Origin of the sequence: Agarilytica rhodophyticola, assembly GCF_002157225.2 — a bacterium.
Lineage (GTDB): Bacteria > Pseudomonadota > Gammaproteobacteria > Pseudomonadales > Cellvibrionaceae > Agarilytica > Agarilytica rhodophyticola.
The window spans coordinates 3,422,014-3,446,692 of record NZ_CP020038.1; the positions used below are offsets into that span (position 1 = coordinate 3,422,014).

The 24,679-nt window shown below is 39.4% G+C and carries 21 protein-coding genes; 11 read left to right on the forward strand and 10 right to left on the reverse strand.

Annotated features, from left to right (window positions below):
* Window positions 1-33: 33 nt before the first annotated feature.
* Complete coding sequence (locus BVC89_RS14290; protein ID WP_245929401.1) at window positions 34-1,071, reverse strand: agmatine deiminase family protein; 1,038 nt, start codon at window positions 1,069-1,071, stop codon at window positions 34-36.
* Between the two features lie 187 nt (window positions 1,072-1,258).
* On the opposite strand from BVC89_RS14290, the gene BVC89_RS14295 reads away from it, so the two are divergent.
* A complete protein-coding gene (locus BVC89_RS14295; RefSeq protein WP_086931840.1) occupies window positions 1,259-1,894 on the forward strand; it encodes a hypothetical protein in 636 nt (211 codons plus the stop codon).
* A 76-nt stretch (window positions 1,895-1,970) separates the two neighbouring features.
* Here the strand turns inward: BVC89_RS14295 and BVC89_RS14300 are convergent, their stop codons facing one another.
* Window positions 1,971-2,348, reverse strand: a complete 378-nt coding sequence (locus BVC89_RS14300; RefSeq protein WP_086931841.1) for a nuclear transport factor 2 family protein — start codon at window positions 2,346-2,348, stop codon at window positions 1,971-1,973.
* Between the two features lie 362 nt (window positions 2,349-2,710).
* Entirely contained in the window at window positions 2,711-3,784 is a 1,074-nt protein-coding gene (locus BVC89_RS14305) for a M35 family metallo-endopeptidase (RefSeq protein WP_158657941.1), read from the reverse strand.
* A gap of 1,100 nt (window positions 3,785-4,884) precedes the next feature.
* Here BVC89_RS14305 and BVC89_RS14315 point away from each other — a divergent pair.
* The 8 genes from BVC89_RS14315 (at window position 4,885) to BVC89_RS14350 (ending at window position 14,217) form a co-directional block, all read left to right on the forward strand.
* Window positions 4,885-6,819: a type VI secretion system Vgr family protein gene (locus BVC89_RS14315; protein WP_086931844.1), complete on the forward strand. Its 1,935-nt coding sequence runs from the start codon at window positions 4,885-4,887 to the stop codon at window positions 6,817-6,819.
* 70 nt (window positions 6,820-6,889) lie between these two features.
* Window positions 6,890-7,417 (forward strand): DUF6484 domain-containing protein, encoded by a 528-nt coding sequence (locus BVC89_RS14320; protein ID WP_103654266.1) that lies wholly within the window; start codon window positions 6,890-6,892, stop codon window positions 7,415-7,417.
* A 41-nt stretch (window positions 7,418-7,458) separates the two neighbouring features.
* The gene (locus BVC89_RS14325; RefSeq protein WP_086931845.1) at window positions 7,459-8,445 is read left to right on the forward strand and encodes a DUF2169 family type VI secretion system accessory protein; all 987 of its coding nucleotides are present in this window, start codon (window positions 7,459-7,461) and stop codon (window positions 8,443-8,445) included.
* Between the two features lie 24 nt (window positions 8,446-8,469).
* Window positions 8,470-9,774, forward strand: coding sequence for a TIGR02270 family protein (locus BVC89_RS14330; protein ID WP_086931846.1), 1,305 nt, complete (start codon window positions 8,470-8,472; stop codon window positions 9,772-9,774).
* Between the two features lie 3 nt (window positions 9,775-9,777).
* Window positions 9,778-10,845, forward strand: coding sequence for a beta-ketoacyl synthase N-terminal-like domain-containing protein (locus BVC89_RS14335; RefSeq protein WP_086931847.1), 1,068 nt, complete (start codon window positions 9,778-9,780; stop codon window positions 10,843-10,845).
* Window positions 10,846-10,883: 38 nt separating this feature from the next.
* Complete coding sequence (locus tag BVC89_RS14340) at window positions 10,884-11,558, forward strand: DUF4150 domain-containing protein (protein ID WP_086931848.1); 675 nt, start codon at window positions 10,884-10,886, stop codon at window positions 11,556-11,558.
* Window positions 11,555-13,135 (forward strand): esterase/lipase family protein, encoded by a 1,581-nt coding sequence (locus tag BVC89_RS14345; RefSeq protein ID WP_086931849.1) that lies wholly within the window; start codon window positions 11,555-11,557, stop codon window positions 13,133-13,135. The genes BVC89_RS14340 and BVC89_RS14345 overlap by 4 nt, the downstream gene beginning before the upstream one ends.
* A gap of 191 nt (window positions 13,136-13,326) precedes the next feature.
* A complete protein-coding gene (locus BVC89_RS14350; RefSeq protein ID WP_158657942.1) occupies window positions 13,327-14,217 on the forward strand; it encodes a T6SS immunity protein Tli4 family protein in 891 nt (296 codons plus the stop codon).
* Between the two features lie 7 nt (window positions 14,218-14,224).
* Here BVC89_RS14350 and BVC89_RS14355 read toward each other — a convergent pair whose 3' ends face one another.
* Window positions 14,225-14,680: an Rrf2 family transcriptional regulator gene (locus tag BVC89_RS14355; protein WP_086931851.1), complete on the reverse strand. Its 456-nt coding sequence runs from the start codon at window positions 14,678-14,680 to the stop codon at window positions 14,225-14,227.
* Window positions 14,681-14,840: 160 nt separating this feature from the next.
* Here BVC89_RS14355 and hmpA point away from each other — a divergent pair, with 160 nt between their 5' ends.
* Window positions 14,841-16,019: an NO-inducible flavohemoprotein gene (gene hmpA / locus BVC89_RS14360; RefSeq protein WP_086931852.1), complete on the forward strand. Its 1,179-nt coding sequence runs from the start codon at window positions 14,841-14,843 to the stop codon at window positions 16,017-16,019.
* A 400-nt stretch (window positions 16,020-16,419) separates the two neighbouring features.
* On the opposite strand, the gene BVC89_RS14370 is transcribed toward hmpA, so the two are convergent.
* The 6 genes from BVC89_RS14370 to BVC89_RS14395 all read right to left on the reverse strand — a co-directional run bounded on the left by BVC89_RS14370 (window position 16,420) and on the right by BVC89_RS14395 (window position 23,609).
* Window positions 16,420-18,024, reverse strand: a complete 1,605-nt coding sequence (locus tag BVC89_RS14370) for an RICIN domain-containing protein (RefSeq protein WP_158657943.1) — start codon at window positions 18,022-18,024, stop codon at window positions 16,420-16,422.
* Between the two features lie 716 nt (window positions 18,025-18,740).
* Window positions 18,741-20,201, reverse strand: coding sequence for a hypothetical protein (locus BVC89_RS14375; RefSeq protein ID WP_086931855.1), 1,461 nt, complete (start codon window positions 20,199-20,201; stop codon window positions 18,741-18,743).
* A 173-nt stretch (window positions 20,202-20,374) separates the two neighbouring features.
* Window positions 20,375-21,367 carry an NAD(P)/FAD-dependent oxidoreductase gene (locus BVC89_RS14380; protein ID WP_086931856.1) on the reverse strand — a complete coding sequence of 331 codons (993 nt, stop codon included), beginning with the start codon at window positions 21,365-21,367 and terminating at the stop codon, window positions 20,375-20,377.
* A gap of 168 nt (window positions 21,368-21,535) precedes the next feature.
* The gene (locus tag BVC89_RS14385; RefSeq protein WP_086931857.1) at window positions 21,536-22,258 is read right to left on the reverse strand and encodes an SDR family NAD(P)-dependent oxidoreductase; all 723 of its coding nucleotides are present in this window, start codon (window positions 22,256-22,258) and stop codon (window positions 21,536-21,538) included.
* A 146-nt stretch (window positions 22,259-22,404) separates the two neighbouring features.
* The gene (locus BVC89_RS14390; protein ID WP_086931858.1) at window positions 22,405-22,962 is read right to left on the reverse strand and encodes a cytochrome b; all 558 of its coding nucleotides are present in this window, start codon (window positions 22,960-22,962) and stop codon (window positions 22,405-22,407) included.
* A gap of 35 nt (window positions 22,963-22,997) precedes the next feature.
* Window positions 22,998-23,609: a short chain dehydrogenase gene (locus BVC89_RS14395; protein WP_086931859.1), complete on the reverse strand. Its 612-nt coding sequence runs from the start codon at window positions 23,607-23,609 to the stop codon at window positions 22,998-23,000.
* A 123-nt stretch (window positions 23,610-23,732) separates the two neighbouring features.
* Between BVC89_RS14395 and BVC89_RS14400 the strand changes: the two genes are divergently transcribed.
* Window positions 23,733-24,623 carry a LysR family transcriptional regulator gene (locus tag BVC89_RS14400; protein ID WP_086931860.1) on the forward strand — a complete coding sequence of 297 codons (891 nt, stop codon included), beginning with the start codon at window positions 23,733-23,735 and terminating at the stop codon, window positions 24,621-24,623.
* The last annotated feature ends 56 nt before the right edge of the window (window positions 24,624-24,679 follow it).

Here is a 24,679-nt window from a genome sequence, read left to right on the forward strand (position 1 = left end):
TCTTCCGAAAATGAAGCCGTGTTAAATTGTTTATTATACGTAATCGCTGGCAAGCTTGGGTATTTGCATTGTAATACAATGCAGGCTGCCATGCTGTTGAATAAGGTTTGAGCAGTCAACGCCTTCTATAGTGCGATCTGGATAGGCTTTGGCTATCTGTTCTAGCGCAAGAGCGTCATTTTTATCCTGATATGTCGGTACAAGTACTGCATTGTTAGTAATAAGATAATTGGCGTAGGTGGCAGGTAAGCGATGGCCGTCATCGGCAAATTTTGGTGCTGGCCAAGGAAGCGCAATGAGTTTGAAGGCTTGGTTATTACAATTGGTAAAGGTTTGAAGTTGCTCGCGCATATTTTTTAATGCCAGAAAATGTTCGTCCTTTGGCTCGTTACAACTGACATACACAATGGTGTCGTTCGGGGCGAACCTTGCCAAAGTATCCACATGACTATCGGTATCGTCGCCGGCTAAATAGCCGTGTTCTAGCCAAAGTATTTTTTCAACGCCTAAATGTCGCTTTAAATATTGTTCAATGTCTGCTTGTGACATATTCGGATTGCGATTGGGATGACATAAGCATTGACGAGTCGTCAGCAGGCAACCTTTACCATCAGAGTCTATGGCACCGCCTTCTAACACTATGTTCTGCGCTGTGAGTGGAGTTGTGCCAAATGCTCCCTGCCGATGCAGTGTTTGTGTAATCTGGTTGTCATAGTCTGCTGAAAACTTATTGCCCCAACCGTTGAAGGTGAAATCGAGCAAACGTATTATCCGATTATTCTCAATAGCAATGGGTCCGTGATCTCTCGCCCAAACATCGTTGCTACTTGCTCCATAGCATTTAACCCGAAAAGGTTTGTGGTTAAAATTTCGTGCTAATTTTTGCTCCAAGTCATCCAATTGTGACGGTGGTACGGCGATAACTATGGGCGTGTAATTGCTTAAAGTTTCCACAATATCAAGGTAAGTATGCTCTATCTCGTTCAACATACTTTGCCAGTCGGTATCTAGGTGTGGCCATGTCAGTAAAATAGCGCTTTGAGGCTCCCATTCAGCAGGTAATCGAATCACTTTATTCCTCATTATTTCATGTTCTAAACCGCGACCTTAATTATCGCATTATTCCTTACAACTGTTAATTGTGAAGCGCTTCTGAAATTTTTGCCGACAATCTGGCTAGAATATGTTTATTAGTGTGTGTCAATTGTGTATGCATTAAATCTTCAAGACGATATTCAATAATGATAGGAGAGAAGCAATGAAGATTAAGTATTTGGCCAGTGTTAGTGCTTTTCTTATGCTTTCTTCCATTTCATCTGCACAGAAGCCTAATGTCGATTTTATTCTCGAGGTGATGAAACAAAACGGTGGTTTCGCTGAAGGTGCCCAGTGTCTGGGAATTGCCGAAGATAAAATGGATGGGATCATGCGCAAGGCCATTGCTCATTGCTTTGGCAAATACGAAATGGCTCAGGAAGACGCATTAGATGCGTGTTTTAAAACACAAATATCAAGTTTGAGTGGCAAATCTCCAAGTCAGATCGAAGCTTGTGAAAGCGATGAAGATAAACTTGAGCGTAAGTTATCTGAGGTTGATAGTAAAATAGAAGCGTTGCAACTGGAGCTTCAAGAGCTAAACCTTAATGAAGGTCTGAGCCAGATGGATGAGCGTCGCATGGATGTGATAGAGCAGAAGCTGGATGAATTAATGGAGCAGCAAGATTCTCTCATGAACAAGCTTGCCGATACTGATATGAGCCCCACTGAACGAGAACTTAATGCTCTGTTTAATGAAATAGGCGAGGGCAATGCTACACCTGCTCAGAAAAAAAGGCTAAAAGAGCTGCGTGATCGCTTGATTCAAGAAAGTCATGGCAGAATAACAGTAAAATAGAAGATATTGCTATTATTAGGGTCTGTTAACAGACCCAACTCTTTCACCTTCTTTCGCTCTATGATGACAGCATATATTATGACTGCATATGCTGTAGCATTTCTCCCATTTTTTGATGGATCATATTGACGCCCTTTAAGGGGCGAACCATAACTTTAAAATCAATAATCTTACCTTTGTCATTCCACTTAATCATATCGACACCATTTATGGTGATGCCTTCTATTTCTGTTAGAAATTCTAACACGGCATTATTGCCATCAATAACTTCTCGTTCATAGCGAAAATTATTATTGAGAGTATGGAAAGCTGCGCTTAAATATAAGAATGCTAACTCTTTGCCCTCTATTGGGCGGTGTACAATCGGGGAGTGGAAAACGACACTATCATCCAGTAAATCCTTTAAACCATCAAAATCTTTTTGCTGAAGTACTTTATGCCAAATCTCTATCATGTGTCTCTCCGCACTTATCAAGGTTGGTGTTTAAGGTGGGTGTGTCCTTTTTAAAGGCCTACTCGTTATTGTTATCGATAACACCGCAATACCATATGACTGTTATTTTCTTGTATTTGACACACTCTAATCATTATAGGTATTTGCGCGTATCTGCTTGCACATGGGGCTGGCATTATAGCGGCTTTGTATAAAACAATGTCAATAACATAGGCGAATAAGATTAATGACGTTTTGTGACTGATGATGGTTTTCTTACTAGGTATTAAAACTTTATATGAATAAACTCTCAGTTGGGTTTCAACTGAGAGTCTTGATGGAATTCTTAATTACTTAAGAAGTGTAATCTTGCAGTTAAGATATTAATTTTGGAAGGGAGTATTTTCTGCAAAATATTCATGGCTGTCGGCGTTACGAACCGCTCGGTACGGTGAGTTTCTCGCAAGACGTTTAGATGCTGAATGACCATAAGCAAAATCATCAGTGCCTGCTACTACGGTAAAGTGGCTTAATTCATGAATAATCGTGCCGGCTTTAGAATCGGTGCCAACTTCAGGTACATTCCAGAACACATTACATAGATAAATGTTATAAGGGTCGCTTGGGTAGACGTAGGCGAAGTAGTTTTCATTACATGAGCAGTCATAATTAACCGTCTTATTTTCAGTTGCATCTAAAATGGCGTAGAAATTATTTCTTACTCTGTTGTAGCGGCTACTATTGTTGCTACCAAACCAAGTGGTATAGCGCGATCCAGCGGCACCGCTAAGTAGGTAAGAATATGCGTTGCTTGCTATATTGGCAGCGCTATTGGCAGCGCTTCTGATTTGGTTTCTTTGACTGTTATTGCAGGCGCGTGTGGTAACAGCAAACTGGCTTTGTTCAGTAGTCTTAAATGAAGGTTGTGCTGGTGCCTCGAATTGCACTCCGTCCATCCAAAAATGCAGGCTATTAGATTGCAGTGAAGTTGTTTGATTTTCTGTTATGAACTCAGAACTCTTACCTTTTATAGGCGCATCCAAATTATCAATATCTAATTTTATTTCATAGCTACCTGCAGCACTAATATCATAGGCGCTTGTTAATTCGATAGTTGTACTATAGCTTTGTTTTGGTGCAATAATAAGAAAATCTTTTGCTGTGGCTTGTGGCCTTTTAATTAAACGCCCCTCGTAATTTACTTTCTCGCCATCACGAGTAACTAAGAAAATATTACTGTCGAGCCTCCCGCTAGGTAACATCCAATTTAAAATCCTTGCATGCTCTGTTGATGTGTTTGTTACTGTAACAGTAACATCAACGTTATTTTGTGCACTAAAATAATCATCGTTAATAGAAATTTTTGCTTTTAGTGGTGATTCTGATGCAAAGACGTTAGCGCAGAAAGATAATGAAACGCCAATTGTAAGAGATACAAACCTATTGAAATTTTTCATGGAGAAACCCTTTTTTACATAGAAAGTAGAAAAGCCCATTTCTTATTTTTAATAAGGTTATGGGTTTAGGTAATGATTTTTACTTCACGTATTATTTATATGTGAAGAATAAAATCGACAGGGATAGTAGTAAAACAAAAAAGTTATGTAAATGATAAAAGTAGACAGTAGCTCTTCGGTGTTGTTTTATTTTTGGTTTTAAGTGCCGAATTTTGTTTTTCCAAATTTATGAGTGATTGATTTGATTGGGGTTTTTGTATTCTGTAAACAATATATTTTATGATGTAAAAAAATATATTTATTTTGATTTTTTTAAAGGTTTTATTTTTATTTTTATTTTGACTGTTTGTTCTTTGTGCCATAAAGGGGTTTTGGGGTTTTCGTTTTAAAACGCTTTGTTTTTTGAATGTTAAAAATATTCTTGTTCGGCTTGAGGTGTTTTTAAGTTTTATAATTAAAAACTGTATTTTATTATTTTAAATAATTGTGCTTTTTGTGATTGTTGTCTTCTGGGCTAAGGAAGTATATTTTTATTTAAGGTTTTTGTTTAAACTGCTTTGTGAGTTTTTTGGTTGTAGATGGTTTTCTCTCTCTGCTTATGAGGGTGTCACTAACTGATATTGGCCGGGTAATGATGTGCGTTTTCAGATGCCTTAATATGTGTGGATGTTTTCTTTTGCGCCAGTTGTTTGACCACTCTGTAAATTCCAGTTTCATTATCTTGGAGTGGTATCATCTCAAAAATATTACCGACTACTGATTATGGAAATATATATTGCCAAAATTTCTGCCAATTAAGATATCCCAAAGAAAAGCAGTGAGAAATATTGGTGTTATTGTTGAAGTGCCAATTTCATATTCAATTAAAAAAATTACAAGAATGGTTACTGTTTTTTTGCAGAGGAAAAAAATGGCGTGAAAATTTTTAAAAATACCTGTATTACATCATATTAAGTGATGTTAGGTGATATAAACTACCGTATTTGTTCAAACTTTATGTTAGTCTCTAGAGAATTTACATCAGTTTTAATCTGCTCAGAGAGTGTCATATGTGGCCTTTTTGCCACATAGATTTGGTCTCAAACAAAGGATACTGCGCAATGGGTGATCTGACTCAAGATGGTAGACTCATATCTGTAAGTGATTTTTCACTTGGTAAAGATACGTTCATACTCACTCATTTTGATGGGGTTGAGTGTATTTCGGATATTTTTAATTTTGAGCTTACAATGATTTCCGAAAACCTTAACATACTACCAAAAAGTGTGGTTGGCAGGCAGGTTACTGTCACCGTGCATGGTAGTTATGAACGATCCTTTCATGGATATATTCGCACCTTTAGCCACGGTGAAGTCACCCATCATAATATGCGTCAATATAAAATGCGAATGGTTCCATGGTTATGGTTTTTGCAAAAAACGAGTAACTGTAGGATATTCCAGAATAAGAATACTAAAGAGATTGTTAGTCAGATATTTCAGGATCGAGGCTTTTCTGATTTCGAGTTTAGGTCGGCAGGTGGCCTACCACGAGAATATTGTGTTCAATATAACGAAAGTGATTTTGACTTTATTTCCCGTTTATTAGAAGAAGAGGGTATTGCATACTATTTTATTCATTCTAAGTCTTCTCATAAATTAATTCTGGCGGATCAAACGGATGCTTACGAAGAAGTGGCTCAAACTGATTTAGAGTATTCATCAGGCTCGTCGACAAAGCTACAAATAACACGTTGGCAGCACACGCATAGTTATCACAAAGGTCAATGGAGTTTTAGTGATTATAACTTTAAAGAGCCCAAAAAAAAGTTATATTCTAATACACGAACCACCAGTGAATTCGCCGATAATCCTAAGTATGAGCACTATGAATATGCGAAAATGTATGATTTTAGTTACGGTGATGACTTAGTAGAAATCCGCTTAGATGCAGAAGAAGCTGCAATTGATACAATAGAAGGTGATAGTAATTGTTCAAGCTTCTTCGCAGGCGCGAAATTTAAAATAAATAAACACGAATGCAGCTCTGAACTAGGTGCTTATAGAATTACGCGGGTTTATCATAAGGCCTATGATCAATCACACCTTAGCGATGCGAATAAGAGCTGTGAATATAGTAATAACTTTATATGTATTCCTGCCAAAGTACACTTTCGGCCACCTAAAATCCATAGCAAACCTAAAGTGGTGGGGCCCCAGTCAGCGATAGTAACTGGCCCGGCTGGTGAGGAAATTTATGTCGATGAATTTGGTCGTATTAAGGTACAGTTTTATTGGGATAGAGAAGGGAAGTTGGATGAAAACACTACCTGCTTTATTCGTGTTATGCAGGTTTGGGCAGGAGCCCAATGGGGAGCATCGTTTATTCCTCGTATAGGCCATGAAGTTATTGTCGACTTCGTCGATGGCGATTGTGACAGGCCGATAATTACTGGCACAGTATACAATGGCAAGAATAGGCCACCTTTTGATTCAAAAACTAAAAGTGGTATTCGCACACGTTCAACCAAGGGCGGCAGTAAGCCTCACTGTAATGAATTAATTTTTGATGATAAAAAAGATAATGAGCAAATTTTTATTCATGCAGAAAAGGATATGGATACTGAGATTGAGAATAATGAAACCCTTACGGTAGAAAATGATCGAACTAAGATCATCATGCACGATGAAAATTCAACAATTGAAAATGACCGTAACAAAACTGTTAATAACAATCAGACCGAAAAAATCAAACATAAAAAAACCATTGAAGTAGGTGATGATCATAATGAGAAAATTGGAAAAAATATGATTGTTGCAGTAGGTAAAGATTTAAAAGAAAAAGTCGACGACAACCATATTGAGACTGTAAAAAACGACTATAAACTAAAAGCCAAAACTATTTACTTGAATGCTGACGATCGCATTGTTTTTAAAACGGGAGCGTCCAAAATTACTATGAATAGTAACGGGGATATTGTAATTAGTGGAAAAAATATATATGAAAATGCCTCGACTAATGTAGTCATGAAAGCCAATAAGATAACCTCAAACTAACCCGATAATAAGGGATATATGGTGATTTTGGGATGGCAACAATGTGTAAAAGAAGTGTGGGTGAAATACTATGAATGACAAAACCAGACACTTAACTGACGAAAATGCTAGGTATGAATCTAGTCAGCAGGGTAATGCTGATGGAGATTTAACAGTCGCTTGTATTATCGCTGTTAATGAAGACGGGCGGCCAGAGCTTAGATTCGATGATAATACAACAGCAATTGCTCTAGCGACAGTTAAGATAGAAAGCCACCATATGGGCCGACGTGCAGTTATTATGTTTGTTGATAAAGACTGTACGCAACCTGTCGTTATCGGAATGCTAAAAAGTCGACTTGATGACCTACTTGATGCTAGTACGGATCAATCTTTGAATAATAATATGGATTATTACTTGGCTGATGAGAAGCCAAAAAGTGTACATGTGGATGGTCGTAAAGTCATTATTGATGGTCAGGATGAAATTATTCTGCGTTGCGGTGAATCGAGTATTACCTTAAATAAAGATGGTAAAATTTCAATTCGTGGAAAATACTTACTTAGTCGCTCCAGTGGCGTTAATCGTATTATGGGAGGTGCTGTTAACATTAACTAATTTAGCCCAATACATAAATCCGTCATAATGAAATATACATTATGTATCTAAATAATGAGACACCATTTTGTGTTCAATTAACACCACAGTTTAACGAAGATGGTATTGAAACACTCTTTGCCGTGGTAAAAGCTTCATTTCGTATTAGCCATTTAGGGGTTTTAAGTGAGCAAGTAGCATTGCAAACGGAAGATATATACTGGGGTAAAAAAGGTAAGTCCAGCCTAAAATTTCCTGTTGACTTTCATATCGGCAAAGCGGGTACCGATATTGGTGTTGTAGGCGATGCTTGGGCGCCTGATGGTCACCCCTGTAGGCAAATGGATGTATCTTTATCTGTCGGCGAAGTTCATAAAACATTGCGAATTTTTGGCAATCGCGTATGGAAAGGCCTTCGTCCTAGCGAACCAGAGTTATTTCATAGGATACCTTTGCGGTATGAAAATGCTTATGGAGGTAGTGTTCTTTTAAAAAACGAAGACTATTGTATAAGTCCGAAAAATCCAATAGGTAAAGGGTTGTGGCACAAAGATGCGAGAGATGACATTAACGGTGTAGCCCTGCCTAATATTGAAGACCCTCAAAATTTAATATATTCCCCGGAAAACAAACCTGATCCCGTCGGTTTTGGTTTTCTTGCTCCTTACGCACACCCACGTAATCAATATGCAGGCACCTATGATGACACATGGAAATCTCTTAAGGCTCCTTATTTACCAGATGATTTTAATAAGCGTTTTAATAACTCAGCTCACCCGGATCTTATTACACGAAAGTTTTTAATTGGCGGTGAAAAAGTTGAGCTTACCAATATGCACGCAGATGGAAATATCCGTTTTTCCCTGCCCAAAAAAACTTTTTTAGTGCAAGTAGCATCTGTCCATGGCAAACAGGAAATGCTGAATGCTTCTCTAGATACAGTGATTATTGAGCCAAACGAGCTACGTTTGCAAATGATTTGGCGGGCTGAATATTGCGGCGTGAGAAATATAACTCATATAAAACGTATTGATGTCCTCAAGCACTGACCGCAAAAAATAGGCGATTGAGAATTGAATTATTTTAAAGATATTGTCGAACAGCACTTTGAAGAAGCCGCATTTTTGTGGACTCTGAGAGCAAATGTGGCGAAAAAATCTAGTTTTACCCAAGTTGAGCTCGCTAAACTGGAATCTCGTATCGATCATAATTTGATGGGGCTGATACTCTCTTTCGACGAAGCATGGCAATTGTGCCTAGATGCAATTGGTATACAAAAGGATTCAGCCGGTGAGCAAAGATCAATTGATCCTGGATGTATTTTTGTTGCAGCTGTTATCGCATTTCAACTGGGTATTACTGACAGAGAAGGCGAAAACAGTGGTAGGGTACGTACAGTTTTAAATACCGCAAAGAATGAGGTACTTGTTAAGGCAGTCGTGTCGGCTCTTGCTTGGATTCCCGCGAAAATTGGTCATACTTGGATTAAAACCTTATTAGATAGTAATAATCAGAAGTATCAATACTTAGCTATTTGTGCGTGTTCCGCGAAACGGGTTCATCCTGGTGATAGCTTATCAAAAATTCTCCAGAATGAGGATAATATTACCGATACTGCTCTGTACAGCCGAGCGTTAAGGTTAGTGGGTGAGCTTAAAATAAGAGACTATTATCCTCTTCTGAAAAAGACTATCTCACGTTATGGTAGTTGTTCAGAGTTTGTATTTTGGGCTCAGTGGTCTCAGGCTTTTATCGGCGAACGCCATCAACTTGACTCAATCAAAAAGAATATCTTTGTTTCTGGAAAGCTGCAAGAATACGCTATTAATGTGGCTTTCAGGATACTTCCCAATAAAGAAGCAAAACAATATGTAACGTTATTATTACAAGAGGAGAATAATCAAGATGCAAATGATTTACGGATTGCACTTCAAGCGATTACTGCCTTAGGGGATCTCGCAGCAGTTCCTTGGCTGATCGATAAAATGGATGACCCCGCTATCTCTCGTTACGCGGGTTTATCTTTTACGCTCCTTACCGGTGTCGATCTGGAACAGCATCAGTTAATCGATATAGAACGGGGGCAAAAAAGTCGTCTTAGGGAAACCTTTGGTACTGAGCCAGATGATGAGTTACCTTGGCCCGATAGTAAAAAAGTAAATAGTTTATGGCAGCACCACCGCAATGGCTTTAGTTATGGTGATCGTTATTTTCTAGGGGATAAAATATCTGAAGAGAAATTAAACTACCATTTGACTAATGGCACACAACTTAAGCGAGCACCAGCTGCTATCGAGTTAGCGTTATTACATCCTCGCGCACCTTATATTAACATCTGCGAAAAATGCCAGCCCCTCGCTAATGAGCAGGTGGCCTGAAATATGGTAACAATTACTGATTTGGGCATAATTACTTCGCTAGGTGACGACATTGGCAAAATAAATGCTGCAGTGAATGCAGGAATAAATCGTTTTAGTGAAACGGATATTTATGGTAGTGACGATGATCCCGTGCGTCTATCTTGCGTGCCCGAGGCGGCGCTGGAAAGTGTTGTCTTTAACAGAGGGCTACGAGGTAGATTAAGCTTTTATCAAAAAAGGCTTTTGCGTCTTGCTATTTTGGCTGCTAGAAAAATGGCATCTAATCGTATGTCAAAAACTATTCCATTATTCTTAGCCGGCCCAGAAAACTACTGCCATGGGGATGTAATCAATAGCGTATTTTTGGAAAGCCTAATGCAATATATTCCCTTTGACATTAATAGCACCGATAGTTGTTTCATTAACGGCGGGCGCACAGGTTCGATGGTGGCTATACAGTCGGCTTTGGCGTATTTACAATCCGGTAAAGGTGATACTGCACTGGTAGGAGCTGTTGATAGTTTCTACGACGATGAGGTATTAGGGTTTTTAGATGAACACCATCGTTTATTGAAGATGGATGGTAGTGACGGTTTTATCCCTGGCGAAGGTGCTGTTTTTCTCTTACTGAAGTCGGTGGATGCCGCCAGAGGGAGCAAATTAAAGTCGTTTATATCTATGCAATGCCCAGCATTGCATTACCAACAAAAAAATACGATCTCATCACATGCATTGTCGGCTGATCTCAGTCGTGTGATAGCCTCATGTTTGGATAATATTGACATGCATACTAAGACGAATGATCAGAAAAAAATTAAGCATATTATCAGCGGCGAAAATGGTGAAATGCAGCCGGCAAAAGTCTTGAATGTCGCTATTACGCGTAATCAAAAGAGTATCGATAAAAATTATCTGATACATCGTCCAGCACAGTACCTTGGAGATCTAGGTGCGGCCTTTGTCCCCGCAGCTATTGCCTTAGCGGGAATTAAAATGAGAATGCAATATATTCCAAATATCGTTATTTGTTGTATATCTGACTCAGGTGTTTGTGGCGCTTTATCTATGAGGCTACTGGCGAAAGATTAATAAGGTACAGGTAAGGATTATTCAAGAGGATATTTAACATGGCACGAACAGTGTTTGCTAACTCTCGCAATTTTAGTCATAAAGGTAGCGGCGATAAATCTCTTAATAGCGCTCCTGATGTTTGTAAGACACCCATCGGCAGCGCTACTCCACCGATTCCTTACGGTATCGTAAGCCAGGCTTCAGATCTTGCAAAACATACAAAAACCGTATTTATTGATGGCAATCCCACAGCCATTGAAAGTTCGACTCACACTAAATGTAGTGGTGATCAACCGGGCGTTGCCAAAGGTATTGCTTCTGGTACTACCGGTGATAAGACTCAATTTGTTACTTTTTCTTTTGATGTTTTGTGTGAAGGAGAAGGTGTTGTTCGCCATCTTGATAGCACTACCATGAATAATGTGAATACTGGAGGTAGCCTTCTTGGCGTCAGTGACTCACCTGCAGAATTACCAGATAACGGTACTGTGGAAGTTATTTTTCAGCGCAAACCTCATAAGCGACATTGCCGATGGTGGGCAAGAGAGAAACAATTGGGCTACGATGATCATCTTTATGATTTCGAACATACAGCGGGCTCTGACAGCGGTGACTTAGATAGCCTAGGCAGTGTGATGGCGTTTGAATTAAGTCCCGGTACATGCACATTTACACCAGTGGATTTTTATCTGGAAATTGAAGACTGGATTAAGGAGCAATTAACGTCATGAGTGTGGCAGATAATATTGTTGAAGTTGACTGGGACAAAGTTGAAGATGCCCCTTTTTCAGGTTTAAAAACAGGAATTCGACATAAAGTACAAGTGAAAAGGGAGAGCATTCCTATCATCTTGGTACCTGGAATTATGGGAACAGTCTTACGGCGAGCAGGCACCGACGGGGAAGGTAGAGGCGATGATGGTTTACCGAATATGCGTTGGAACCCGTCTTCGACTTTCTGGCTGGTGAGAAAATATTTTGGTTCGTCAGGAGAATGGCGAAAAAATATGTTGGTGGGAGAGAGCTTTGACGAAAATTTCTTGGAGCCACATGATGAAGACCCTGTTGGTAATGGTTTTCAGGCTGTAGCTGAAAGCTTCTATCATCCCTTTTTATTTTTTTTGCAAAATGCAGATAATTTTGGGCCACTCAATAAAATTTTTGATTTTCCCATTTATGCCTTTGGCTATAACTGGAGTGATAGCAATCTCAATAGCGGTAATAAACTTGTGAAACGTATTGATGAGATTATTGCTGAAACAAAAAAGTATGCGTACAAATGTGAAAAAGTTATTTTAGTTACCCATTCTATGGGAGGCTTGGTATCTCGAGCTGCCAGTGAATCAGAAGGGGGGCGCGACAAAATACTGGGAATAATACATGGAGTGCAACCATCGACGGGAGCCCCGGAAGTTTACTGGCGTGCTAAAGGTGGTGCTCAAAGTTCAGGGGGAATTATTGGTCGAGTCACCTCTAGTGTGTTGGGGGCGAGCGCTAAAAAAGCCGTGCCTATGTTGGGCCACCTTCCAGGCCCTCTTGAGTTGTTACCTAATAAACATTATCAAGATAACGATGGCAGTAGCGCTTGGTTAACGGTAACACACAATAATAATACGATAATTTCTTTACCTAAGTCCGATCCATTTAAGGAGATATATCGCATCCCGGGTACGGGTGATGAAAATCTTAATCCAGGCAGGCATTATTGGGGACTGATTGATCCTGACCTCTTGAGCCCTGGTAATGATGAAGTTGCCAAATCAGTGTCTAAGCGGCATCGTAGAAGAGGCAGCACAAAAAACGGCAATGGAGCGGTCAATAATAATGGCGGTTTGCGTGATGAACTGTCCAATGAAGGCAGTATCGCTCCGTGGGATCAATATCTTAGTATTTTAGACATGGTAGAGCAGTATCAGCAAAAGGTAGACATTAAAGTGCATCCCGATACGCATACTTTTCACGGTATTGGCCATGAATCTACAGATCGTATTTTAATGGAAGTAGAGTCTTATACGTTTAAATGGCAACCTTATCAAACGCGTGGGTTCTGTGGTTACTTTACGGATAAAGATGGCAGGAAGAAGCGGGCAGAACTGAGTACTATAAAATTTGATGGGGACGAAACTGTGCCTGTATCTTCGGCAACAGGGCTAGATGATCAAGCGGCTGACACTCCCCCCCCTACAGCGTTTAATGTGACCCATGGCGAGCCTTATAATAATGCTGATGTGAGAGCGTATTGTATTCGTGCTATTACCGCTTTGTGTGCCAATCGCTATGAAGAAGTTCGAGGAAAAAAGCTGCGTTAGTAAAGGGCACTTTTATACAGAATTATATGAAAACTTATCCAAAACAATTTAGGTCTCGCTTTGGTATTGGGCTGATATATTTTATATATATTTTAGTAACCTCAGCATGTTATGGAAAGCCAGCTGAAAATAGTGACAATAAAATAAGAAATGAGGAGCAGGCAGGTGATGCAAATAGAGGAAGTAATATTATGTTAATTCAACATAGTGTCGGACGTTTGAATTTTAGCCTACCCAAGTCGTTTGATGTATTAGGACGCTATCATAATATTTATCGTGTAGAGGTAAGCGCAGAACCACTTGTGGATGCACTTGTGGATGTTACGCCACAGCAATTTTGGCAAGCGCGAGTAAAAGCCCTACAAGATATTCACCAATCTGTCGGTGCCAAAACGGACACCTTTGTGGAAACTCGTATTGAAGTTAAGGGTGAAGCTAATACTTTTCATGTGCCAGCGGCTGTTTATCGATCTAATGCGACCTTTCTCGATAACCCGACTATCGAAACTATGTATTTTGCAGAGCGTGAAATACTTAAAGCAATATTTCATGCCGCTCCAGGCAAAGAGTCCAAAATATTACAACTGCTGGCACTGGTTGTAAGCGATTACCGTGACAATGTGTCTTATGGTTTTAACATAGGTGCGGGATCTTTAATTGGTGAGCCGAGTGCTAATGAGAAGGCGCGTATCTCGTTTGAAGACTCCACACTTCGATGTGAGCTTATGATAAGCACACAAACACCAGGTAAGCATTTAGAGGATGGCCCTCTTAGTGGTTTTTCTGGAAACTTGTTATCAAAATTTTTTGGCGATGTTTCAACACGTATTGCTAGGCGGGAAAGTAGGGAACTTATGTCATTAAGGGGCGAGGAGGGCTTGCTCTTAACCAAAGATAAAACCAACAACGATAGTGAGTTAACCTACACTTGGTTCTACCCCGGAGAAACGGCTAATCCACTCAAACCTGAAATACTTATTAAAATGCAATGTCCTAAAGGCAATCACCAGCATTGCGACCAAGTTTGGCAAGGTCTATTGCATTCTATATCTATGCGGCCAACGGTTTATGATGGCCTATAGACGTAGATCAATGGATACGTTCTTCGTGTTCTTGGTTTAGATTAAGAATGTTAACCAATTCTTGTTGCCGGCTTTCAGTTAAGTCAGCAAGAGAATATTGTTTTAAGACATTCATAAAAGCTTCTGTGGCCTTGTTTAACACTTTTTTGAGGTCGCAAGCAGGCATGATAGGGCACAGTGGCGATTGGCAATCAATGACTTCCAGTGTATTTTCTAGCATGGCGACCATTTCACCTAAGTTAATCTCTTTTGGATCTCTTTTTAAATAAAAGCCTCCACCTTTACCACGCTTGGTTTCAATAACCCCTTCTTTTCCTAGCTGGTGGACAATTTTGTTCACATTATTGCGTGAAATCTTATAAATAGCGCTGATTTCGTCGATGCTTGCTAATTTATCCTTCGGCATTAACGCCAAATATATTAGTAAACGTAGGCTGTAATCGGTGTATTTTGTAAGCTGCATAGGTTTTTGATCGATTTCTGTTCCGGTTTTCTACTGTTTTTTCCACAGGGTTAAATTGACATCGCTATAAAGTACATCTAGTATGCATTTTAGTAAACATGCTTTTTATATGCATTTTTACGATCATGTCTATATTTTATACTGACTAAAGGATATTTAGATGTTAGATCAAGCAACTATCGATATTGTTAAAGCGACAGCACCCGCTGTAAAAGAAAATTCTGATGCTATTACTGCCCATTTTTACCCTTTGATGTTTGAGCAATATCCAGAGGTGATTCCTTATTTTAATCAAACCAATCAAGGTAAAGGTTTGCAGCCAAAAGCTTTGGCAAGAGCGGTTGTCGCTTATGGTGAGAATATTGATGCTTTGGGCAATTTAGATGGTGCAGTGACTAAGATCATACAGAAACATTGTTCTTTGGGGGTTCTTCCGGAGCATTACCCCATCGTTGGTACATGTTTATTGCAAGCTATAAAAGCAATAATGGGCGATGCTGCCACCGAAGAGATTATCGATGCTTGGGGTAAGGCTTATCATCAATTGGCAGAAATATTGATGACAGCAGAAGAAGCCATTTATGCAAACAATGAGCAGAAATTAGGTGGTTGGCGCGGCGAAAGAGACTTTACTCTCGTCAAGCGTGTCCAAGAGAGCGATGTTATCACCTCATTTTACTTTGAACCAACAGATGCACAGGGTGTACCTACGTTTAAGGCAGGCCAATATACTACCGTCGTGCTGAATATCAATGGTCATAGCGTTCGACGTAACTACAGTCTATCGGATGCACCAGGCACGCCGTATTTAAGAATTAGTGTCAAACGCGAACTTAACGGCTTGGTTTCTAATTATTTACATGACACTTTGAAAGTAGGAAGCACCGTTACGTTATTACCCCCTTGTGGCGAGTTTACCTTGCGCGATAATCAAAAGCCTCTAGTATTGGTGACTGGTGGCGTTGGCATAACTCCCGCAATTAGCATGTTAAATGCTTCTGAAAAATCAAATCGGGATATTCGTTTTATCCACGCGGCTTTAAACAGCAAAGTACATGCTTTTAAAGAGCATGTAGATAGTATCGTCCACAATAATACTTCGGTATCTTCACTGTATATTTACAGTGACCCCAGTGATCAATGTGTTTATGACGAGAGAGGATTTATTACCGAGGATATTTTGCAAAAACAACTGGCTGATACGAAAGATGTAGAGCTTTATTTCTTAGGGCCGAAGCCTTTTATGAATGCGGTATATAAAATAGTGAATAAGCTGGGTATTCCTAAAGACCAAGTACATTATGAATTTTTTGGGCCAGATGAAGAATTGATTGCCTGATCTTTAGAGTAGAGAGCATGTAATAACTGTTGGTAATAGAGCGCATATACCTAGGGGTGGAGAATTTCTTATGCGAACCTCTGCTGGTCATCACGATGGTTGACACCCAAATAAATTCATATAGTTATCCAGATTATAAAGATAGAAAACCTGTAATGACACCTTGTTCACAAAGGCGGTTTATCTGCCTTTGTGAACAGCACCAGCTTGATGAGTTAGCCCCAGTAACATCAGAGATTGATCTAAATAATTTTATCTCTCATGTGGCTGAAACATCAAAATTTTTTAGAAAGTTAAGTATAGGGTTATGATAACTACAATAAAAAATACTACTACAATAAGTTCAAGCGGATAATGCCGGCTTGAACTTATATTCCTACATTCGAGTAGTTGTTAAAGGTTAATCAAATTTAAACTGTTGGTTAGCACCACCATGACATGCCCACTGATGAATTTTTTGAAAATTTGCAGTGGTGTTACCTGAAACATCAATACATTTATTTGCATTGCGCGTTACCAGGTTAAACCAACCATTGCTTTTATCGACGATTTTAAAGTGTTGATTAGTGTTCGCATTACTACAGTCCCATAATTGGATATTAGTACCGTTAGCACTATTTCCCGCACTTAAATCTACGCAGCGACGAGAACGCTGATCTACGAGTGCGTACCAGCCATTGCCTCTGCTTTCAAATTTAAATTTCTGATTACTGCCATTATGGCAGGCCCACTGCTGTATGATTGAGCTATTGGTCGTACCTGACGCATCCATACATTTATTACTATGTTTTATTTTAAGTCGAGTCGCAGAAGAGGGGGGTACAATGCCAGCCCCGGGTTGGTTGTTTCCGCCACCTCCAGAGTTATATTGTTTATCTAAATCATTTATTGTCTTTCTGCCGGTGGAGGGTATATCGCTACTCCAAGTGGCTTTCGCCCAGTGCGTTGAACTGGTGGCGCGACTTGCTCCAATAGCATCGTTGCCCCAAAAATACGTATGTCCTTTGCCTTTATTGATATGGGAAAAATAATCTCCTCCTGCACCTTTAAAGCTAGTGGGTTTATAGATGGCGTTATTAATAAAGTAGTTGTCTTTAGTTAAGCGACCGTTACTACCATTGAGAAATAGCTGAGTGGTGCCGTTGTCTGCCCATCCCATTTGAAAACCAGTATAAGGTACAAGTGTTGCCATTACACCTAAGTTACGGACAATTTGATTACGTTGAGCACCTTCTTCTACAAAGCCATTCCATCGTCCAGCACTGACGACGACATTTTCAAAAGCGATATTATCGCTGGCATAGGCATCCCAATCGAAACCATCCCAGCCAGCGTTTTCAATAAAATTATGAACAGCTTGAGCTTTGTCAGCACCCAACATCCAGATAGCTCGACGGGTAGTATTGAGAATATAGTTGTTAAACATTTTTACTTCATCTGCATTCCATTGTGCCGATATCGCTTCCCAAGTGTTTTCAATTCGAAAACCGTCAATAGTAATATTCTTAGAGCCAGTAATATGAAAGGCTACAGCTTTCATATTACTAGAAATTTTCGCATTATTAACCCCGTAGAAGTGAACGTCAGATGAATTTCTTATATCGAATATCACGTCTGTTTTATTTTCTGCATTACGATTAAAGGTTCCATTTTTATGGACAGACCCCTCGACATAAACCCTCACATTAGCAGGTACATTAATATTACTACTAACTGTAATATTACCTTTAACTACATATGTGTTACCGCTTTTCATCGATTTAAGCTGGTTTTCATTCCATATTGTTTTGGCTCCCGCCGGCGTCTTTTTACTTGAGATAATTCCCTTCAAAGCGTTCTTAAACCGTGAATCTGAAGTAATTTGTTTTTTATAGTTTGATGAGTTTATATAGTTTTTAACGCGGTTAGAAAGGCCTGCCTCGGACATGGTTTGTGCTGTTGCTAACGGTGTAAGTAATGGCAAAGAAAAAGCCCCAAAAATTAAATATTTAGCAATTCTTTTCATTTTAGTCCTCATTATTTTGCTGTCGAATAGTAGATTGTTGAATGATTAAAACTAACGAAAATATCGTTTATTGATAAAACTAATGTAAAACTGAAAATAAATTTATAAAGATTTAATTTAAATTTGTTAATTCGATTGGTTAGCGTTTTTTAAACTGCAAGCGATGTTGTGAAAATTTATAATATATTTCTTTGGTAAATGCTATGGGCTGGCTTTGGTTGAATTAAATAATTTAATTTTTCTTTTAAATTATTTGTTTCATTGATTTTTTAGTATGATTGATTTTATGTAATATAATTAGAAGTGGATAGAAAAATAGCTACCTCCTTTGTTAGTGATGGCTAATTATAAATGGTTTTTTTGCTATTATTAGTTTTTTTCATAAATATTTTTTTGCTTTAATTTTTATTTTTTGTCTAGTTTTTTTGTTTTTTTAAATATATAAACCATTCTGTATTTTTTGGGCTTTCGGTTTTTTTTAACTATTTTATCGCTTAAACATTTTTTAACAGTTTTTGTGTGAGGATGTTTTAGTAAGGAATATTTACAAGAATGAAATAAATCGAGAAAGTGGTCTACCATTTTTTCTTTAAATAAATGTCAGGCCAATTTTTAAATTGTGGGAATTCTTATCCGCACAAAGAATAGATTGAATGTTTTGGATGTTGCTGAGGGTGCCCAGTATATAGGCTTACAGTTTTTTTATTTGCTGAGAATTAATGGTTGGGAATTAATGTCGCTAAGTAGTCTAGTTCTTCTTTCGATAACTTACTCATTTCTCCTATTAGTATGTGTGCCTGTTGAGGGTTATCATGTGCAACAGTTAATAAGATATCTTTACTGGCTTCATAACGTAGAGATGAGTCTTCAATTGTTTGTGCTACGACTACGGCGTTTGCAGCATCGTTAAAATTCCTCAAGCCTAAGCTCACCATGTTCTTAACGGCAATGTCTCGCGCTAAGCCACTGGAGAGCGTTGATATCCATTCGCTTGCGGCAGTGTAATCTTTATTGATCCATGTTCTTGTTAGCTTATCTACCACAATAGGTTTGTGTTCTTCAGAAAAACGATGAAAAATACTCGCCAATTCTGCACTGTTTCTGTCGCCAAGTGATATAGCGGCTTCCTCCATAAGCGCATTACGCAGTGCTTTGTCTTGTTCAGCTTGGATAAATTCAATAATCTCTTGGCTGGAAGTGTCACCTTGAGCCCAGTATTGAATGGCACTATTCATGACTATATGTCGACTGTTGCTTTCGCTGATGGATTGTGCCCATTGCATCGCCATGTGAGGATCGAGCTCAGACATAAACTTAACAAAATACTGTAAAAGACGCGTCTTTTTGGGGCTAGGTGGTAATGTGAGAATGGTGGTTTCTGCCAACTGATCATTTTGCTCAATAAGATTGAACAGTAAGCTGATTTCCAGATCCTCTGTTACATCAAACAAATGATTATTTTCATTTTTTTGTTGCACGAGCCAGTTAAATGCCTTTTTTGCATCGATTTTAGACCACTCTTCTAATACGGCAGATAGTAGTCTTTTTTTCATTTCCATATTGTCTTCATTGCCAAACCCATTCGTTATGATGTCGTAGAGGGCACCCTCTGGATCGATTTTTGTTAGTCCTCTGTAATATGCTTCTCGTATTTCAAAGCTATCAAAGTTGTCTGATCCACTTAGCCAATCGTGCATAGCAGAAGGGTTGGTAGCCATCGCATGTTCAATGAGTGAAGGCATAATATAATTCGTCATAGGAGAGGGCAGATGTGATGCGAAATTCAATGCTTGTAGCAGGTCGATTTCGCTCCAGACCAATATTAGCTGAGTGATTGCTGCCACATTGGCAGATTCATCGGCAATAAGCTGTGAAAGGCATTTTTCCAATAAATCGCTTGATAAATGTTGATAGGTAGAGTTCTGCCAATTGGATAGCGAGATATGCGTCAGTTGTGTGCAGGTTAAATTTTGGTCGTGTATGTCATTGGAAGTTTTTTTGCGCGACAGCTGAGAGGGGGTTATAAAGGCAGGTGGGGTATGCTCTGATGCTGGCGTATATTTATTATTAGCTTTGTCTAACTGTAATGTTATGTCTTTTTGGTTAACAAAATAACCACCTGTTAATACAAGCAACGCCGAGATAGATCCTGCACATAGCAAAGGTTTTTTTTTCATAGCAGCAATGATTCATTAACTACAACACAGAGCGCTTTTTATACAACTAGCTCCTTGGTTTAACGTTCATTTTTTATAGCAGCAATGATAGTTACATGTCTTGTGGCCAGTTAACATTGCGACAATCACACTAAGGTTTTTGAGGTTTTGTTTACTTCGCTATTAGAAGTGACTTAATTCGGATAAATGATGTTATTCAACAATTCCATAGCCGATAGGTAAGCACCTTCCACGCGACCACCACAACACCAAGCACCTATTGCTGCTATTTTCATGTCATGGTTAATGCAAATACCTGCGTTGGCCTCGGGTTTGACACTGGCATAGCGCCAATAATGACGGTGTTCATATTTTAATGTAAGAGATGTTTGTAATAAATTTTGTAGCCAATGCAAACCAGTAGCGACAATATCGGTATCAGTTTCTTTATGGTTTTCCAGTGACCACGAAGGAGAAAAGTGTAACATCCATAGATCATTATAATCATGATGCAAGTTATCTAAATCTTTCATCGGTGGACGAGAAGATAGACGAGATGCCCAAGAAACAACCTTGTCACCAAAAATTCCTTGTATTTGAGCGTCAACGCTACCATTTGTGGCTAAGGCTAGCGCCCAGCACGGCAAATGAGGTGAAGCAGGTATATTTAATAATGATTCATGCTCTGTTGTAAAAAGTGAGGCTGTTTGCTCCGCTGGCAGGCTGGTAATTATCCAGTCATAATCCAAGTAACGTTCACCTTTCTGACTTTGCAGCTGCCATTTTTCCTCTCTCTTATCTACACTCACAATAAGGGTGTTAAGGTGTACGTTAATTCCCCTCGCTAGTGCTCCTACAATACTACTCATTCCCGGACAGCCCACATAACGAACAATGTTGTCACTCGATGGACGCAGTTCCTCGTCAATAACTTTATAGGGAGAAAAGTGCCAGGGCGCCACGACGCGGTCTTCTATCCATTGATCAACCTGCTTTTGAAAAGCTTCGTTCCTGGCAGTAAAATACTGTGCGCCAGTGTCGATATGTGCCCATTCTAGACGTTTAGTGGCGAGGCGGCCGCCTAAGCCTCGAGACTTTTCAAAAACATCAACTTCGATATTTTCTTGGACTAATTGCTGAGCCGTTGTCATGCCCGCCAGGCCTGCTCCAATAATTGCGATTTTCATTATGCTACTCTATGGATTAGTCTTTTTCTTAAAAGATACCAGATTGGTACTTAAGGTTTCAAAGTTATATTTAATATTATTGCGGCAGTTCAAATGGACATAGAGCCTTGGCGCTGATAAAAATACTTTAAATTTCACAAAAGCTTCTGTGGCTTCCAGTAGAAGAAATTAGTAGCTGATAGCCTTGCCATCCCATGCGAATGTTTTGCCACTATCATCGGTTGCTAATGTGTTAATAACATCTAATAATTTTTCAGCGCAATATTCGGCGGTGAATAATTGTTTGGCGGGGACATTTTTTTGAAATGGACGTGACAAGTCACTATCTACTGTACCTGGATGAAGGCCAACAACAATGGCCTGTTTTTTATTGCGAGTTATTTCAATGCTTGCATTTTTTAACATCATATTTAGTGCTGCTTTGGAGGCACGGTAACCGTACCAACCGCCTAGCCTGTTGTCTGATATACTGCCAACTCTCGCTGATAACACAGCAAAGATGCTGCGTTTGTTGGCATGTAGTAAAGGCAAAAAGTATTTTGCGACGAGCATAGGGCCAATAGTATTTATGCGAAAGTACTTTTCAAGTTTTGTAAGGTCTAGATCGCGTAAAGATTTTTCTGGCGATAGATCTTGATCATGCAAAACGCCGCTGGTAACCACAACAAGGTCAAGCTTGTTTGCTGAAGATGAGACAATATGAGAGGCATCTTGAACAGAGCTTTCCTGGCATATGTCAATAGGTGACCAGTTTACATTGTCGTAATCAAATTTAGCTTTTGATCTTGAAAAAGCGTAGATAACATTGGATTTTTCTTGAGCTAAAGCATGGACAAAGGCAGAGCCAATACCTCCAGAGGCTCCTATAATTGCAATATTTAAACTTTTCATATTTCTCGCTATCAATGGCAAACACAATAACAATTCAGTTTAAAATATTTTATACGGCCTCATTACAAATATGGTTTAGATGTGTCTAGATCATACAAGTGCTTTTATTAAGTTCATCTATATTAGCTGTAAGTAAGCTTGCTAATTTAATTAGGGTTTTTCCCCAACATACGTTTGAGGGTAAAGTCTTTATCAATAATATGATGTTTTAGTGCGCCGATAATATGAAGGGCTATAGCACTTATAAAAATATAGCCGTTGTATCTGTGTGCCACATGTCCAAGGTTGCTCCAAAATTCGCTTAAGGGTATGATGACCGAAGGGTCTTCGTGACTGTGGTTGCTGGGAAATATTTCCAAGCCAAATATACCAAATCCATGGCCACTGCCACCGGAATACAGCATACCCCATATTGGCATTAATAGAGTGGAAAGCAACAGTACCCAATGTACTATTTTAGAGAGTAGTACTTCGCTAGCGCTATAGTTTACCACATGTTCTGGCCAGCCTTTTCTAATGCGCCAGCCAACTCTTGCTAGTACTAATACTATGACCAGTAAACCGATAGACTTGTGCAAATGATAGTATTGATACTGCTTAAATTCTGCCATGTACCAACCCAAACCAACGAGCCCCAACATGGCCATGGCTACCAGCCAATGCAAGGCAAGTGTGGTTTTACTTAATGGTTTCATTGTATTCATTGCCAGTGACCACCGATGCTAAATATTGTGACAGCTTATTCTTGTGATAGGGCATTTCTTACATCGATAATTTGGCCACTTAAGGAACCTGTCACCACTTTTTCATAAACTGTGGCAGTGTCAGCAGCGCTGACTCCCTGGCTACTATCCACGCCCATTGCCTGCAATGATTCAGTTATGAAAGCAGGACTTACAGCATTAATCCGTAGTTTGTCTTTTAGTTCCAGCGCCGCTGCTTTGACAAACGCGTTAACAGCACCGTTGGCGGCACTGGTAGCGGCCGAACCTGGAATGGGGTGGTCAGCAAGTACACCTGTAGTTAAGACAATGACGCCACCTGTTCGCAGATGGTGTTGGCCTATTCGTAGGATGTTGATTTGGCCCATCACCTTGTTGTTAAAGCTTAACTCGAATTGCTCATCTGTTAGCTCTTGTAATGGCGCAAAGGCGGAAAGTCCAGTGGTACATATAATAGCGTCCACGTTTCCCAGTTGCTCAAAGAGATGGGTGATAGAGGCTTTATCGGCGATATCCACGTGATAATCGCCGCTCTTGTATCCCACCTGAATGACGTCATGATCTGTTTTAAGTCGCTCGCAAACCTTACGTCCAATGGTTCCTGTGGCACCAATAACTGCGATTTTCATAGTATTTGTCCGTTTTTTCGATTGAGGTGATAGTTAATATGGTATGTAAGACGCCATCATAGACAATTCAGAAAAAAGGATAAATAATAGCTATATGAAATTAATAATCAAAAAAACTGAATAATGGATTTACTTAAGTCTATAGAAATATTTCGTGAAGTATGCAAACAGATGAGCTTTAGCCAGGCGGCTAATACGCTCAACCTTGTGCCTTCTGCAGTTAGTCGCCAAGTAAATGAGCTAGAAAAACACCTGGGTGTTAGGCTTCTCCAGAGGACAACTCGCTCAATCAGCTTGACCGAGGAGGGTAAACGTTACTTGCGTAAAATGGAGATGATCAGCCAAAACGTGAGTGAATTGATGGATCTTGCAAGGGATGATGAACACGTGGAAGATCATATATATTTTACTGCTCCCCCTATATTGGTTGATGATGCCATGATGGCGGTAATTAATGAATACTTAACCCGTTTTCCCAATGTATCCTTATCTTTGAGCCTAGTGAACCGAGAAATTAATTTGGTTGAAGAAGGGTATGATCTTGCTTTACGGGTTGGCGCCCTTGAAAACTCCAATCTCATTTCTCGCAAAGTGGGACAATTTTCGATTTCTGTTGTGGCTTCACCTCAATATCTTGCTCACCATGGAAGGCCTTTACACCCGAAAGATTTGGCCAGTCATGATTGCATTATTAACACCTTAGTAAGTTCACCCCACCGCTGGAACTTCGCAGAAAACAAGCGTAAGTTTTCTGTTAAAATTCGCGGTAGAGTAGAGGTCAATAGTGACGCGATACTGCGTACTTATGCTTGCGCAGGTTTAGGTATTGCTTATGTGCCTTCGCTAATTGTGCAAGATAAAATTACTAAGGGAGAGCTGCAACCGATATTGGAAGAATATTTGCCTGGCACTGCACCGGTATCCCTTATTTATCCAAGCCAACAATACCTCAGTGTTGCTAAACGCAAACTTATTGACTGTCTAGTGCAACACTTTGAGTATACGTCGTCTTAAATACTGTCAACATAATGCGGATCAGAAAACTATGCGGATCGCTTTTATTACTGCCA

Excerpts from the sequence above, each read along its gene's own strand:
- BVC89_RS14295 (WP_086931840.1), top strand. The coding sequence starts at position 1,259 with ATGAAGATTAAGTATTTGGCCAGTGTTAGTGCTTTTCTTATGCTTTCT.
- BVC89_RS14300 (WP_086931841.1), bottom strand. The coding sequence starts at position 2,348 with ATGATAGAGATTTGGCATAAAGTACTTCAGCAAAAAGATTTTGATGGT.
- BVC89_RS14305 (WP_158657941.1), bottom strand. The coding sequence starts at position 3,784 with ATGAAAAATTTCAATAGGTTTGTATCTCTTACAATTGGCGTTTCATTA.
- BVC89_RS14315 (WP_086931844.1), top strand. The coding sequence starts at position 4,885 with ATGGGTGATCTGACTCAAGATGGTAGACTCATATCTGTAAGTGATTTT.
- BVC89_RS14320 (WP_103654266.1), top strand. The coding sequence starts at position 6,890 with ATGAATGACAAAACCAGACACTTAACTGACGAAAATGCTAGGTATGAA.
- BVC89_RS14325 (WP_086931845.1), top strand. The coding sequence starts at position 7,459 with ATGTATCTAAATAATGAGACACCATTTTGTGTTCAATTAACACCACAG.
- BVC89_RS14335 (WP_086931847.1), top strand. The coding sequence starts at position 9,778 with ATGGTAACAATTACTGATTTGGGCATAATTACTTCGCTAGGTGACGAC.
- BVC89_RS14340 (WP_086931848.1), top strand. The coding sequence starts at position 10,884 with ATGGCACGAACAGTGTTTGCTAACTCTCGCAATTTTAGTCATAAAGGT.
- BVC89_RS14345 (WP_086931849.1), top strand. The coding sequence starts at position 11,555 with ATGAGTGTGGCAGATAATATTGTTGAAGTTGACTGGGACAAAGTTGAA.
- BVC89_RS14350 (WP_158657942.1), top strand. The coding sequence starts at position 13,327 with ATGTTAATTCAACATAGTGTCGGACGTTTGAATTTTAGCCTACCCAAG.
- BVC89_RS14355 (WP_086931851.1), bottom strand. The coding sequence starts at position 14,680 with ATGCAGCTTACAAAATACACCGATTACAGCCTACGTTTACTAATATAT.
- hmpA (WP_086931852.1), top strand. The coding sequence starts at position 14,841 with ATGTTAGATCAAGCAACTATCGATATTGTTAAAGCGACAGCACCCGCT.
- BVC89_RS14370 (WP_158657943.1), bottom strand. The coding sequence starts at position 18,024 with ATGAAAAGAATTGCTAAATATTTAATTTTTGGGGCTTTTTCTTTGCCA.
- BVC89_RS14375 (WP_086931855.1), bottom strand. The coding sequence starts at position 20,201 with ATGAAAAAAAAACCTTTGCTATGTGCAGGATCTATCTCGGCGTTGCTT.
- BVC89_RS14380 (WP_086931856.1), bottom strand. The coding sequence starts at position 21,367 with ATGAAAATCGCAATTATTGGAGCAGGCCTGGCGGGCATGACAACGGCT.
- BVC89_RS14385 (WP_086931857.1), bottom strand. The coding sequence starts at position 22,258 with ATGAAAAGTTTAAATATTGCAATTATAGGAGCCTCTGGAGGTATTGGC.
- BVC89_RS14390 (WP_086931858.1), bottom strand. The coding sequence starts at position 22,962 with ATGAATACAATGAAACCATTAAGTAAAACCACACTTGCCTTGCATTGG.
- BVC89_RS14395 (WP_086931859.1), bottom strand. The coding sequence starts at position 23,609 with ATGAAAATCGCAGTTATTGGTGCCACAGGAACCATTGGACGTAAGGTT.
- BVC89_RS14400 (WP_086931860.1), top strand. The coding sequence starts at position 23,733 with ATGGATTTACTTAAGTCTATAGAAATATTTCGTGAAGTATGCAAACAG.